Annotated in this window: 14 protein-coding genes; 10 read left to right on the top strand and 4 right to left on the bottom strand. The window is 39.7% G+C overall.

What is annotated here, in order from left to right; genetic code table 11:
• Positions 1 to 115: 115 nt before the first annotated feature.
• Together LMH66_RS06800 and LMH66_RS06795 are read right to left on the bottom strand one after the other, a co-directional pair.
• Positions 116 to 757, bottom strand: a complete 642-nt coding sequence (locus LMH66_RS06800; protein WP_102527939.1) for a hypothetical protein — start codon at positions 755 to 757, stop codon at positions 116 to 118.
• 121 nt (positions 758 to 878) lie between these two features.
• The gene (locus LMH66_RS06795; protein ID WP_102527938.1) at positions 879 to 1,238 is read right to left on the bottom strand and encodes a DUF2750 domain-containing protein; all 360 of its coding nucleotides are present in this window, start codon (positions 1,236 to 1,238) and stop codon (positions 879 to 881) included.
• 218 nt (positions 1,239 to 1,456) lie between these two features.
• On the opposite strand from LMH66_RS06795, the gene LMH66_RS06790 reads away from it, so the two are divergent.
• From LMH66_RS06790 to LMH66_RS06780, 3 genes are all read left to right on the top strand, one after another.
• Positions 1,457 to 2,671, top strand: a complete 1,215-nt coding sequence (locus LMH66_RS06790) for a lytic murein transglycosylase (protein ID WP_229369023.1) — start codon at positions 1,457 to 1,459, stop codon at positions 2,669 to 2,671.
• A gap of 170 nt (positions 2,672 to 2,841) precedes the next feature.
• On the top strand, positions 2,842 to 3,324 hold the full coding sequence (locus LMH66_RS06785; RefSeq protein ID WP_229369022.1) for an FKBP-type peptidyl-prolyl cis-trans isomerase: 483 nt from the start codon (positions 2,842 to 2,844) through the stop codon (positions 3,322 to 3,324).
• A 117-nt stretch (positions 3,325 to 3,441) separates the two neighbouring features.
• Positions 3,442 to 3,669 (top strand): DUF3389 family protein, encoded by a 228-nt coding sequence (locus LMH66_RS06780; RefSeq protein ID WP_102527935.1) that lies wholly within the window; start codon positions 3,442 to 3,444, stop codon positions 3,667 to 3,669.
• A 116-nt stretch (positions 3,670 to 3,785) separates the two neighbouring features.
• Here LMH66_RS06780 and LMH66_RS06775 read toward each other — a convergent pair whose 3' ends face one another.
• A complete protein-coding gene (locus LMH66_RS06775) occupies positions 3,786 to 4,790 on the bottom strand; it encodes a glutathione S-transferase family protein (protein ID WP_229369021.1) in 1,005 nt (334 codons plus the stop codon).
• A gap of 478 nt (positions 4,791 to 5,268) precedes the next feature.
• Between LMH66_RS06775 and ushA (LMH66_RS06770) the strand changes: the two genes are divergently transcribed.
• The 4 genes from ushA (LMH66_RS06770) (at position 5,269) to LMH66_RS06755 (ending at position 10,616) form a co-directional block, all read left to right on the top strand.
• Positions 5,269 to 6,981, top strand: a complete 1,713-nt coding sequence (ushA, locus tag LMH66_RS06770) for a bifunctional UDP-sugar hydrolase/5'-nucleotidase UshA (RefSeq protein ID WP_229369020.1) — start codon at positions 5,269 to 5,271, stop codon at positions 6,979 to 6,981.
• A 142-nt stretch (positions 6,982 to 7,123) separates the two neighbouring features.
• Positions 7,124 to 7,804, top strand: a complete 681-nt coding sequence (locus tag LMH66_RS06765) for an alpha/beta hydrolase (RefSeq protein ID WP_229369019.1) — start codon at positions 7,124 to 7,126, stop codon at positions 7,802 to 7,804.
• A 333-nt stretch (positions 7,805 to 8,137) separates the two neighbouring features.
• Positions 8,138 to 9,841: a bifunctional UDP-sugar hydrolase/5'-nucleotidase UshA gene (gene ushA, locus LMH66_RS06760; RefSeq protein WP_229369018.1), complete on the top strand. Its 1,704-nt coding sequence runs from the start codon at positions 8,138 to 8,140 to the stop codon at positions 9,839 to 9,841.
• 313 nt (positions 9,842 to 10,154) lie between these two features.
• Positions 10,155 to 10,616, top strand: coding sequence for an Hsp20 family protein (locus LMH66_RS06755; RefSeq protein WP_102527971.1), 462 nt, complete (start codon positions 10,155 to 10,157; stop codon positions 10,614 to 10,616).
• A gap of 217 nt (positions 10,617 to 10,833) precedes the next feature.
• Here the strand turns inward: LMH66_RS06755 and soxR are convergent, their stop codons facing one another.
• Positions 10,834 to 11,289 carry a redox-sensitive transcriptional activator SoxR gene (soxR, locus tag LMH66_RS06750; RefSeq protein ID WP_283108322.1) on the bottom strand — a complete coding sequence of 152 codons (456 nt, stop codon included), beginning with the start codon at positions 11,287 to 11,289 and terminating at the stop codon, positions 10,834 to 10,836.
• A 209-nt stretch (positions 11,290 to 11,498) separates the two neighbouring features.
• On the opposite strand from soxR, the gene LMH66_RS06745 reads away from it, so the two are divergent.
• The 3 genes from LMH66_RS06745 (at position 11,499) to LMH66_RS06735 (ending at position 12,627) form a co-directional block, all read left to right on the top strand.
• Positions 11,499 to 11,684 (top strand): hypothetical protein, encoded by a 186-nt coding sequence (locus LMH66_RS06745; RefSeq protein WP_229369017.1) that lies wholly within the window; start codon positions 11,499 to 11,501, stop codon positions 11,682 to 11,684.
• Positions 11,685 to 11,758: 74 nt separating this feature from the next.
• A complete protein-coding gene (locus LMH66_RS06740; protein ID WP_229369104.1) occupies positions 11,759 to 12,178 on the top strand; it encodes a VOC family protein in 420 nt (139 codons plus the stop codon).
• A 26-nt stretch (positions 12,179 to 12,204) separates the two neighbouring features.
• Positions 12,205 to 12,627, top strand: a complete 423-nt coding sequence (locus LMH66_RS06735; RefSeq protein ID WP_229369016.1) for a VOC family protein — start codon at positions 12,205 to 12,207, stop codon at positions 12,625 to 12,627.
• The last annotated feature ends 82 nt before the right edge of the window (positions 12,628 to 12,709 follow it).

Raw genomic sequence — 12,709 nt, 5'->3', positions numbered from 1 at the left:
GCTTGTATTTCACATACAATATCAAAATCATAGAGTTACATACTACCGTGTTTAGCATCTAATGAATTAAGTGCGTTGAGTGGTACTAGATTTACTCCTCAGTCCATAGCTTTGCCTATTGCTCAAACTCTTCTTTCACTTGCTGTAGCAGGAGTTTTTGATGTTCTTTGGTGATGCCAATATTCATTCGGCATAACCTAATGGCATAGGCAAACTTGTCTTTGCCAACAATGGTTAATAATTCGCTTAATAGATGTTTGTTAAGCATTAACGTATCGCAATAATGGTTTATTGCTTTAGTGAGGGAGTTAAAGGTTAAGCCATCAAATTCAAATTGACCGCTGTAGCCTTGTTCGATATCCACTGCATTGAGTACCAATGGCCATCCTTTTGCGTTAATACGGCCTTTAGCTATGTTGTACATCATCCATGCACTTTCTTTAAAGCCTGAAAGAATACGACAATCAAAGCCTGACTCTTCTAGTTCTTCTTCAGTCCAGTTAATCCCGATGGCTAAATCTTTATGGTAAATCTTCATTAGCTCATCTTTTACGCCGTCGCGGCAATCCCAAATCGATGTTAGCGGATTCTTTTTCGCTAAGCGGGCACATTCACTGCAAGCAGGAACCGTCAGGGAAGGGTGCGGTGTACTCGGTTTAGCGTAAAAACTAAAAACGTCATTAGACGGTTCAGCACAAAACCAACATTGATGGCGTAAATCAAAAGGGATTTCAACTAAAGGCGGTAAATGGTTCACAGCAGACCTATTGGTAAAAGAGGTTCAATAAAAAAGCTGCTGAAATTCGTTATATTTCACGAATGTTCTAGCAGCTTTATGTAGTAGCAACTATATGCTGTCGCAACTTGATGAGCAGCGATTATTCCGCTTCTACGTCAACTAATTCTTTTGCTAGTACGATTGGGTCAACTTCAATACATTCTTGATCAGCAATCCAGTCTAATCCGACTAATACGCCGTCTTCGTTTAAATCGCCAACCCAGTATTCTAAAAATTCATTTAGGCTAATTTTAACTGCTTTGTACTCAGCCCACTCTTCAGTGCAATGGCTTGATGCTGCAGATTCTGTTGACCATAAAGGCATAACATCAGTTTCTTCGAATTCAGAAGAGTCACATACAACCCAACCTTCGCCCGTTTCATCCGCTAAGCCCCATAGGACTTGATGTTCTTTAACGTTCTCAATAAAGCTTGCAACAGCAGGGGTTTGTTCAATCATGATTAGTCTCTTTGATGAATTCAATTAACGGGTCGATTATACGGTAACTCTAAACAATACAAAACACTATTACGCGAATGTGACAATATCAATTTCAAGATGAACTGAAATTAACCAGATAAACACAAAATTTCAATATTTAAGACTTAAAGGCTCTTGTTTCCTGAATCGCTATCAGTCACGATGTGAACAGTCATTATTTGTAGAAGTATTCATTTATGGTGCGTTTTAAATTTTCTCCTGTTTTTAAGTCAGTGATTTTACTTTCGAGTTGCTTTGTTAGTCTTCAATCTATCGCAGCGCCTGACAATTTTGCTCAATGTGTTGATAACCTTAAAGTCAAAGCACGCAGTGAAGGTTTGTCTGAACAAACCATTAATACCAGCGTCGCAAACCTTAAATTTATTCCTCGGGTTATAGAGCTTGATAATCAGCAACCTGAATTTAGTCAAACTTTTGGTAATTATTTTAATAAACGCGTGACAGATTGGCGCGTTAAAGAAGGCCGACGCTTACTTGCTGAAAATCGCGAGTTGCTTAACGAGTTAACTACAAAGTACGGCGTACCTGGTCAATATATTATTTCGTTCTGGGGATTAGAAACCAACTTTGGTGGCTATAAAGGCAAAATGTCGGTGCTCAACTCTTTAGCGACATTGGCGTGCGACCCAAGACGCAGTGACTATTTCACCAATGAGTTAATGCAAGCATTAAAGCTGAAAGAAAAGTATAACTTTGATGATGCCACTATGGTGGGGTCATGGGCTGGCGCAATGGGGCACACCCAGTTTATGCCAACCAATTACGCTAAGTATGCGGTTGATGGCGACGGCGATGGCAAAGTCGATTTATGGAATAGCACTGCTGATGCGCTAACTTCAGCGGCTAATTTTTTACAACAACTTGGCTGGAAAGCCAATGAACGTTGGGGACGTGAAGTTAGCTTACCTGAAAACTATGACTATCAATATTTAGGCCGTAAACACCCTCAACCGTTAACTCAGTGGGCTGAGCTTAATATTACTCAAACTAGCGGTAAAGCGTTATCAACACCTGATATGACAGCATCTTTATATGTGCCATCTGGTCACACTGGGCCAGCATTTTTAGGTTACGACAATTTTGATGTCATTATGCGCTGGAATCGTTCAGAGTTTTACGCCATTGCTGTCGGCCATTTAGCTGACCGAATTAATGGCGCTGCGCCGCTTGCAGTCAGTGCGCCTGAACATGGCATGTTTAATCGCAGTGACATTAAAGTCATGCAAGCAAAGCTTAATGAATTAGGCTTTGATGTCGGTAAACCTGACGGCGTGTTAGGGCGTAACTCCATTGCAGGTGTACAAGCATTTCAGCGCAGTAAAAACTTGGTTGCCGACGGTTTCCCTGATGAAAAAACCTTTGAAGCACTCGGTATGACGTTGAGTCAATAAGCTTTAAAGTGAGTGATGACATCATAGTAGGGATAAGAGAGTGTCATTTCCTTTTGCTCATCACTCAGTATTAGCAGAACGTAATTAGGTTCTGCTTTTTGCTGGCAGCTTGGTAATCGATTTGTTAAGCTGCGGCAATGATAGAAATCGAAGTAAATTAAGGACATTCGATGACAGCTCAAGATAATATGGTTGTACGTTTCAACTACACACTTCGCGATGAGAAAGGCGAAGTGATTGAAACTAACGAAGGCGGATCGCCAATTGCTTACTTACATGGCCATGACAACATGATGCCAGGTATTGAAGATGCAATAACAGGTAAAGAAGCTGGGGCTAAATTCAGTGCAACGCCTCCTGCAGCAGACACTTATGGCGAACGTATGGAAGTGGCAGAGCAGCGCGTTTCGGTAAAACATTTGCAAGGTGCTAAAGTCTGGAAAGCTGGCATGCCAGCTATTGTTAATACCGAACAAGGTCAACGCCAAGTGACAGTGGTTAAAGTTGGTAAGTTCATGGCAACTATCGATACTAACCATCCTTTATCAGGCCGTGAACTGACTTTTGATATTGAAGTCGTTGATGTTCGTGAAGCAACTGATGAAGAAATCGCACACGGCCATTCACATGGTGAAGGCGGTCATCAACACTAATATTGATTAACATCAATTGTTAAGTGTGAATAGTTTAGTGCTATAAGCTTTCTATAATCCCAAGTGAACCTCACTTGGGATTTTTGTTTTCAGTTTGGCTAAATCGGAAATGTATTAATGATTATTGAATTTTCACAAGGCAAGTTAGTCGTGACACCATTTGAAGTGCAATGCCGCCTTAACGTGAACAGTATTGTCTTAACTGCAATGGTGGATGATATGAAGTGTATTGCAGATAGATTATTACTGATTGCAGATGCTGGTGCGGTTCGCTGGAGTTTGCAGTTGGATAACAATCAACAGTTTTATGAAGTGATTGAAATTCTGGGTATCGCACCAGAGTAAAGTCTCTGCTGGTGCGATATCCATGCTCAATCATTTATTGTTCACAAGCCACAAGCCACAAGCCACAACCGATAACTCATACTAATGAGTAAAAGAATTCCCCTAGACTCGAGTTTCTAAAGTTCTGAGCGATTGTGTGGACGCATGTAATCGATAATCGGCCCTTCTGGTACTACTTGAGTTGGATTAATGTGCTGATGGCTAAAGTAATAATGCTGTTTTATGTGCTCAAAATTCACGGTGTCGGCAATCCCTGGTTGTTGATATAAGTCTCGTAAATATCCCGACAGGTTTGGATAAGATTCAATCGTACGTAAGTTGGTTTTAAAATGTCCCACATACACGCAGTCAAAACGGATAAGCGTTGTAAATAATCGCCAATCAGCTTCAGTGATTTGATTACCAAGTAAATACCTCTTGTTAGCCAATATAGCCTCTAAGGTATCAAGTGTGTCAAATAATGGCATTACAGCTTCTTCATAGGCTTTTTGAGTGGTAGCAAAGCCTGAGCGGTAAACCCCGTTATTGATGTTGGGGTAAATAAGCTCGTTTAAAGAATCTATTTCTGATTGAAGTTCTAACGGATAGTAGTCTTCTGTATTACCAGTTACTTTATTAAACACTGAGTTAAACATTCTAATGATTTCTGAAGACTCATTACTCACAATGGTATTTTGCTGCTTATCCCATAAAACTGGCACAGTCACTCGGCCGCTATAATCGGGCTTTGCTTGCAGATATACCTGATACATAAAGTCTTTATTAAACAGTTCATCAACTTGAGCACCATCAATAGCATAAGCATCTGTTGATTGATTAGGGCCTTTAAATTCCCAACCGTTTGCAAGCATATGTGGCTCAACCACAGTGACACCAATATGCGCGGTTAATTGTTTTAGCTGCCTAAATATCAAGGTTCGATGAGCCCAGGGGCAGGCTAATGATACATATAAATGATAGCGGCCAGACTCTGCTTTAAAGCCAGCACTTCCAGATAATCCGGCGCTGCCATCAGGCGTGATCCAGTTGCGAAGCTGCGCATCTTCTCGTTGAAATTTACCGCCATTTTCTTTGGTGGCATACCATTGGTCGACCCATTGTCCGTTTTGTAACAATCCCATTCCCACACCTATGACTTCAGAATAAAAATTAAGTGTAGATTACTAATTTATCGAAAATAAGCGGATTAAATTGTCATTAATTTTCTATTTTTTCGATGCTTTATGGCGTGTAAAACTGGGTCTATATCAAATCGGCTGAAAGTCAAACTGTGATCTCGGCCTTGTTGAGCAGTAATTTTATGGGGTGTTTTACTAAAAAGATAATCAGGCAAAGCACTGTTTTGCACAAAGTCATTTTAAATTAACAGATTATCACCCTTATCTTTTTATTGATTCCATTTTCGATATAACGAAGAAGTAGCGTAAAAACCATTGTTTATAAATGGTTTGTAATCAGTAGTGTAACTTATTGTTGTTATTGGGTTAAATATCACAAACTGTAATTAAAGTGACATAAAAACAGTCCAGTGTTTGCTACGATTCGGCGCAGAGCTGGGTAGCTCGTAAATATAAAAATATATTGATTAGGGGTTAGATCATGAAAAACACGTTATACAAAGGACTCGTTGCAACAGCTGTACTTGCAGCCTTATCAGGTTGTAGCAGTGACGATGATAAAGACCAAACAGCATGTGAAGCTGCGGGTGATGCTTGTACTAGTTTTACCGTTATTCATACCAATGATAACCACGGTCGCTTTTGGGAAAACAGCGACGGTGAGTATGGTATGGCTGCACGTAAAACGGTTATTGACCAAATTCGCGCAGAAGTTGAAGGTCGTGGCGACGAAACAATTCTTTTATCAGGCGGTGATATCAACACGGGTGTACCAGAATCTGATATGCAAGAAGCGATTCCTGACTTTGTTGGCATGAACTTACTTGGCTATGACGCAATGGCTGTCGGTAACCATGAGTTTGATAACCCATTAAGCACGCTAGATATGCAATCTACATTGGCTAACTTCCCAATGCTTGCTGCAAACATCTACGACAAAAATGCTGAAGAACGTTATTTTGAGCCATACCGTGTATTCGAAATTAACGGTCTTAAAGTGGCGATCATTGGTTTCACTACAGTAGATACTCCTAAAATCGTTAACCCTGAAAACGTTGAAAACTTAGAGTTTACAGATCCTCAAGTTGAGCTACCAAAAGTATTAGCTGAAATCGAAGCTAACGAAGAAGTGGATATGGTATTTGCTGTAACGCATATGGGTCACTATGCTGATGGCAACCACGGCACTGAAGCACCTGGCGATGTGATGTTGGCTCGCTCAGTTGAAGAAGGTCAATTACACGCGATTATTGGTGGTCATTCACAAAATCCAGTGTGCATGGAAGGCGATGATTACGCAGACTTTGCCCCAGGTGAAGAATGTAAACCAGATCAACAAAACGGCACTTATATCATGCAAGCCCACGAATGGGGCAAGTATGTTGGCCGTGCTGACTTTGAATACATGGATGGTGAGTTAACGCTTGCGAATTACTCATTAATTCCTATCAATTTAAAAGAAAAAGATGACAACGGTGATTTAGTTTTCATTACTGAAGAAATTGAAAAGAATCAAACCGTGTATGACATGCTTAAGCCTTACCAAGAACGTGGCCAAGAGCTACTTGATGTGGTTATCTCATACACAGATGGCAAGTTAGAGGGTGATCGTGAGGTTGTTCGTGTTGAGCAAACTAACCTAGGTAATTTATTAACAACGGCATATTCTGAGTTTGTTACTAATAACTTCAACGTGACGGCTGATTTCGGTGTGATGAACTCAGGTGGTGTGCGTGCATCTATTGCTGAAGGTGATATCTCTTACCGTGACGTGTTAACTGTACAACCTTTCGGAAACTTCGTTGCTTACGTCACAATGACAGGGGCTGAAGTTGAAGATTATCTTGCTAATATTGCAGTTAAAACTGGTGGTGGTTACCCACAATTAAATGATGTTGCAATGGATGTTAATTGTGATGCAGGCACTGTTGATATTGCTAGTTTAGGTGGCCGTTCGTTTGATGCTGCTGAAAACTACACTTTCTCAGTGATCCACTTTAGCGCTGCTGGTGGCGATGATTATCCAGTCATCAATACACATGAAAACTACATTGATACTCAGTTAACAGACGCTGCTGTATTCCGTGAGTATTTTGTAGCAAATCCAGAAATCTCAGCTGAAGATTACGCGCCTGTAGAAGGGCAATTAAACTTCTACCGTAATGGTTCAGAAGTTAAGAGTTGTGCTCAATAATTCAATTTGAGTAACACTGTTAATCAAAAAGGTAGCTTAGGCTACCTTTTTGATTATCTGAAAGGACAGAATTCTATTGATAGGTTAACGAGTTAAACTCTTTCAGTTAAGATAGCGGCAATAAATAATAAAGGATTAGATTATGCCGTCTGCAAGCACAGCACTTGAACGTATTACTATTGAACCGACCACAGCTGCAACCGCATGTGTTATCTGGCTTCATGGCCTTGGTGACTCTGGAGCAGGCTTTGCCCCTGTAGTGCCATTATTAGGCTTGCCACAAAATCATAGTATTCGTTTTGTATTTCCTCACGCGCCAGAACAAGCGGTGACCATTAATGGTGGCTATATCATGCGTTCTTGGTATGACATTAAAAGTATGGATTTACATGATCGTGCTGACATTAATGGCGTACTCGCATCAGAAATAGCCGTAAAAGCGCTGATTAATGAGCAAATAGAAGCAGGTATTGTCGCTGAAAACATTATTCTGGCAGGGTTTAGTCAAGGCGGTGTCATGAGCTTATTTAGTGGCTTACGTTTTGAGCACAAACTTGCTGGCATTATGGCGTTATCGTGTTATTTACCTGCCGGCGAAAGCTTACCTGATGATTTACACTCAGCAAATGCACAAACAGAATTATTGCAACATCATGGTGAGCAAGATGAAGTCGTGCCACTATTTGCCGGAAAAATGGCTTTTGATGCACTCACTAAAGCGGGCTATACATCGACTTGGAAAACCTATCCAATGCCTCATAGTGTTATTCCTGAGCAGTTAACTGAAATTGGTGCATGGATTTCGTCTAAATTGATGCGCTAATTGTTTTGTAAATAGCATAATAACTCGAGCTTAGACGATATATGCTCGGTTAAATAACCATCATAAAATAAAAGGCTTAGGGTGAAAGTTTAATAAACTTACACCCTAAGCCTTTTTTGTTTATACATTATCACTATCATTAAAAAACTCTTGTTTTTTAATGAGGACAATTGCTGCAAAATTATTGAATAAACTCTTGTTCTATAAGGTTTTGAATTCAAAAAAATGACATATAATGCTGGTATTTTGTTAAGATGGCCACTCATTTTTGTGACACAGTTTTATTGCGTATTGATTAAATTTGTCTACGCCCTGTTAAAAACGGATAGAATAATGATAAGAAAAATTCCGCACACAAAACGATTAACACAGAGCCTTAGTTTAGTTGTCGCTTGTGTCAGTTTGTTCAATTTAAGTGGCTGCGAGCAACGCCCAACCTGTGAAGATAATAATTGCACAAAGTTTACCGTATTACATACCAATGATAACCACGGCCGTTTTTGGCAAAATAAAGCGGGTGAAGCTGGTATGGCTGCGCGCTTTACTGTGATTGATAATATCCGTAAACAGGTGGCTGCAGAAGGGGGCCATACATTGGTGCTTTCTGGCGGTGATATCAATACAGGCGTACCAGAGTCAGATTTACAAAAAGCAGTACCAGACTTTATTGGTATGAATATGATTGGTTATGATGCGATGGCAGTCGGTAACCACGAATTTGATAACCCATTGTCTGTTTTGGATGAGCAAGCAGAACTAGCAAACTTCCCAATGCTTGCAGCGAATATTTATCGTAAAGACACCAATGAGCGTTATTTTGAGCCTTATAAAGTGTTTAACCTCGGTAACATCAATATTGCTGTTGTGGGGTTAACCACCGACGATACGCCAAAGTTAACGAATCCGCTTCATACCGAATCTTTAATCTTTACTAACCCGATTGAAGAAATGCAAAAGCTGTTACCGCAAATTAATGCTGACGACAGTATTGATTTAGTGTTTGCGACAACACATATGGGCCATTATCAAAATGGTGAATTTGGCAGTAATGCCCCTGGTGATGTCACTATGGCAAGAGCTCTAAACGAGGGTGATCTTGATGCTATTATTGGCGGCCATTCGCAAAACCCCGTGTGTATGAGTGGGCGTAAAAGTGAGTATGATACGCGTTTTATGCCTGGCGATTCGTGTCGTCCTGACAAGCAAAATGGAACTTACATTATGCAAGCTCATGAGTGGGGGCGATATGTAGGACGTGCAGACTTTGAGTACGTGAATGACAAGTTGTATTTAGTCGATTATCAATTAATCCCAATTAACTTAAAGCGTATGGCATTTGGTAAAAAGCTAGCGTGGCCAGTTGCTGAGCCTATTGAGCGAAATGCAGATGTTGAAGCGGCGCTTAAGCCTTATCAAGATAAAGGCAGCGCAGAGCTTGATGTCATTATTGGTAAAGTAGATGGCTTACTACAAGGTGAGCGTAAAGTGGTTCGCGCGCAGCAAACCAATTTAGGGCGCTTAATTGCGAAAGTACACAGTGAAAAAGTGCGTGCTGATTTTGGCATTATGAACTCAGGTGGCGTTAGAGCATCAATTCAAGCCGGAGATGTGGCATACCGTGATGTATTAACCGTTCAGCCATTTTCAAATACGATTGGTTTTGCTGAAATGTCTGGTGAGAAGTTAGTTAAGTATTTATCTAAAGTGGCGACTAATACTCGGACCAGTGGCGCTTACGCGCAGTTTTATGGCATTGATATGACGGTGATGTGCCGAGATCAGCAGGTTGAAATACACACAATTAATAATCAGCCTTTTGACATTAATGAAAACTATACTTTCTCAATACCAAGCTTTAGCGCAGCAGGTGGTGATAACTATCCCAAGATTAATATTCTAGAAGCGGGCTATGTTGATGCGATTGAACTGTATGACTACATTAAACAGCATGAGCAGATAAATATTGCTGATTATGCGCCAAATGGAGAGCTTAAATTCAAGCAATCTAAGAGTAGTTTAGGCTGTAGTATCTATTAATTTTCAAGCTTAGTTTGAATAAATTAGTGTAGAAAACTGAAAGGCAATCGCAAGGTTGCCTTTTTTGTTGCCATTTTTATAAAATTTATTTTTAGCATAAGTTACTGTATTTGTTGTGTTATAAAAAATAAATTCAAAATAAATAAAAATAATTTCCGATATTTACTTGAAAACAAAAATATCGTTCTCATATCTAGTTATAAGTTAGGCACGCTCAATAGAGGTACTAACTTCCATTACGCCGTAAGGGTAATGACAAACGCCAATAATGGCATATTTATTTTCACATATTGCTTTAGACAAGGGTATGAACATGCGCAAATTTAACTTAACTCCAGATTTAACTCCTCTTTACCGCAGTGCAATCGGTTTCGATCGTTTAGCTAAAATGGCTGAGCACGCTGCAGTGCAAAATGGTAACACTGGTTACCCTCCATACAACATCGAATTACTGGGTGAGAATCGTTACAGCATTACTATGGCTGTTGCAGGTTTCACCATGGACGAACTTGATATCACCAGCGAAGGCGACAAGTTATTAGTCAAAGGCAGCAAAGTTGCAGCCGTAAACGATGAGCGTAAATACTTACACCAAGGTATTGCTGAACGCGGATTTGAACGTACTTTCCAATTAGCTGATCACGTAAATGTCGTGGGAGCAGGCTTAGAAAATGGCCTTTTAAATATTGAATTAGTGCGTGAAATTCCTGAAGCATTGAAAGCGCGTAAGATTAAAATTAACGGCGCTAACGTAAACAATACCATCGAAAGCTAACCTTTCGACGCTATCTCTTACTCATTGCAATGAGAGGTTGATGATGAGAGATAGCAAACCTTGTAAGACATTGTTTCATCCGTGCTATTTAATTCCCCTATGCACTCATCATGCATTTTAAATAGCACAAGTTTCACATCTTCCCTGATTATTTTGCCCAACGAGAATCTATTTCCTTGTTGGGCTTTTTAGGTTTCAAATCAACATAATTACAGGTTTAATCTTGAATGAGTGCTTTATCTAAGATGACAGAGCCTACGCCATCAATGCCTAGCGCATCTTCTGGGTTGTAAATTGGACAACTCGTCATAGATAAACAACCGCAACCAATACATCCGTTTAGTGAGTCTCTGAGCTCAGTTAAATAATGAATACGCTGAGTGAGTTTATCGTGCCATGCTTGTGATAACTTAGCCCAATCTTCTTTGTTTGGCGTGCGATTATTGGGTAAGTGACTAAGGGCATGCTTGATTTCCTGTAAACTGATCCCCATTTTTTGTGCTGCTTTAATCACAGATATTCGCCGAATGACATCCCTGCGATATCGCCGTTGATTCCCTTGATTACGTAAACTGCTAATTAATCCTTTAGTTTCGTAAAAGTGCAAACTAGACACCTTAATGCCGCAACGTTTGGCGACTTGACCTACGGTTAGATCCGCTTCATTTAACATGCTTCTCCTTAGCAGTTACTAATCATCTCGTTTAAGCCTCATACATATGAATCATAAATATCAAAAATAAATGACAAAAAATGACTATCTGGGCTTTACCTCAACTTAGGTTGAGGTTTTATAGTGGCTTCATCTTATATAACCCATCACTAAATTGAAACCAAAGAGTGGTTGGCGGCTCAAGGATAAAAGGGATAATGAGATTGTGTATGAGCAAACCAATATCAGTGAATCGGCCTTTAATGGATCAGAGAAGCGCTGTTTTGATCCAAGCGAACACAGTTGGCTTGGGCATTGAGTTATTTAACAAAAAAGAGGTTCAAACCCAAATAGCTATTAGAAATGTCATTGAAAAAACGCAGCAACTATTTAGTCAAACAATGGAAAACAAATAACTCTGAGATTTTCATATTTTTAAAAGTGCCAGATAAAAAGTAATCAATTAAAAGTAATCAATTAACAGGAAGTCATTATGCGCTTAGAACATTTGAATTTAGTCGTAAACGATTTAGAAACAACACTTAAATTTTATCAAGCGGCATTTCCTCATTGGAAAGTCAGAGGTGGTGGAGAGGGGGAATGGCATGGGGTGCAGCGAAAATGGATTCATTTTGGCGATGACTATAATTACCTTTCTTTCAATGATAATGGCAAAGGAAAAATCCGCCCAGTTGAAGGCTATGATTTAGGATTTGCTCATTTCGCCTATGTGGTGACAGATTTAGCAAGCTTAAATCAAAGGCTGATTGCAGCAGGTTTTGAAATAGCGATTATTGGCGGCAAAGACGCGAACTACAACAGCGTGTATTACATCGATCCTAATGGTCATGAAGTAGAGTTTGTTGAGTATTTTACGGGTATCCCGAGTGAGCGTAATTTCTATTTATAGATTACTGTCTAATTGGAATAAATACTATGAGATTAAATCAAATCACGATCCCTGTTAATGATATGGCTAAAGCCTGTGAGTTTTACCTAACCTTGGGGTTTACACAAATTGTAAGCACAGCAGCCAAAGGTAATCATTATGCACGATTTGCTTGTCCTGAAGGTGAGGCGACATTCTCTTTGTCTTTTTTGGGTGGAGAGTCTTTGCAAGGTTCTGATTCTATACAGAAGAGAGAAAATACCAGCGTGATCTACTTTGAGCACCAAGATTTAGATGTGTGGGTTGAAGCGTTAATACAACAAGGAATTATATTTGAACAGTTACCTGTTGATGAGTCTTATCTTTGGCGTGAAGCGGTGTTATTTGATCCGTCAGGGAATAAAATCAAACTGTATTGGGCGGGAGAAAACCGCTTAAATCCGCCATGGCGAGTGAATATAAAGCAGTGAACTTATGCTAAGCGAAATAAAATAAAATAGAAAACTAAAACTAAAACTAAAACTAAAACTAAAAGCCTGCATCATTAATTTG

It is taken from the genome of Shewanella sp. 10N.7, from assembly GCF_020806285.1.
Classification (GTDB): Bacteria; Pseudomonadota; Gammaproteobacteria; order Enterobacterales; family Shewanellaceae; genus Shewanella; species Shewanella electrodiphila.
This window is presented reverse-complemented; position numbering and strand designations above follow the sequence as displayed.

Bases quoted from the DNA above. Each gene is read 5' to 3' on its own strand.
- LMH66_RS06795 (WP_102527938.1), bottom strand. From the start codon at position 1,238: ATGATTGAACAAACCCCTGCTGTTGCAAGCTTTATTGAGAACGTTAAA.
- LMH66_RS06780 (WP_102527935.1), top strand. From the start codon at position 3,442: ATGATTATTGAATTTTCACAAGGCAAGTTAGTCGTGACACCATTTGAA.
- ushA (WP_229369018.1), top strand. From the start codon at position 8,138: ATGATAAGAAAAATTCCGCACACAAAACGATTAACACAGAGCCTTAGT.
- LMH66_RS06785 (WP_229369022.1), top strand. From the start codon at position 2,842: ATGACAGCTCAAGATAATATGGTTGTACGTTTCAACTACACACTTCGC.
- LMH66_RS06745 (WP_229369017.1), top strand. From the start codon at position 11,499: ATGAGCAAACCAATATCAGTGAATCGGCCTTTAATGGATCAGAGAAGC.
- LMH66_RS06755 (WP_102527971.1), top strand. From the start codon at position 10,155: ATGCGCAAATTTAACTTAACTCCAGATTTAACTCCTCTTTACCGCAGT.
- LMH66_RS06765 (WP_229369019.1), top strand. From the start codon at position 7,124: ATGCCGTCTGCAAGCACAGCACTTGAACGTATTACTATTGAACCGACC.
- LMH66_RS06790 (WP_229369023.1), top strand. From the start codon at position 1,457: ATGGTGCGTTTTAAATTTTCTCCTGTTTTTAAGTCAGTGATTTTACTT.
- LMH66_RS06775 (WP_229369021.1), bottom strand. From the start codon at position 4,790: ATGGGATTGTTACAAAACGGACAATGGGTCGACCAATGGTATGCCACC.
- soxR (WP_283108322.1), bottom strand. From the start codon at position 11,289: ATGTTAAATGAAGCGGATCTAACCGTAGGTCAAGTCGCCAAACGTTGC.
- LMH66_RS06735 (WP_229369016.1), top strand. From the start codon at position 12,205: ATGAGATTAAATCAAATCACGATCCCTGTTAATGATATGGCTAAAGCC.
- ushA (WP_229369020.1), top strand. From the start codon at position 5,269: ATGAAAAACACGTTATACAAAGGACTCGTTGCAACAGCTGTACTTGCA.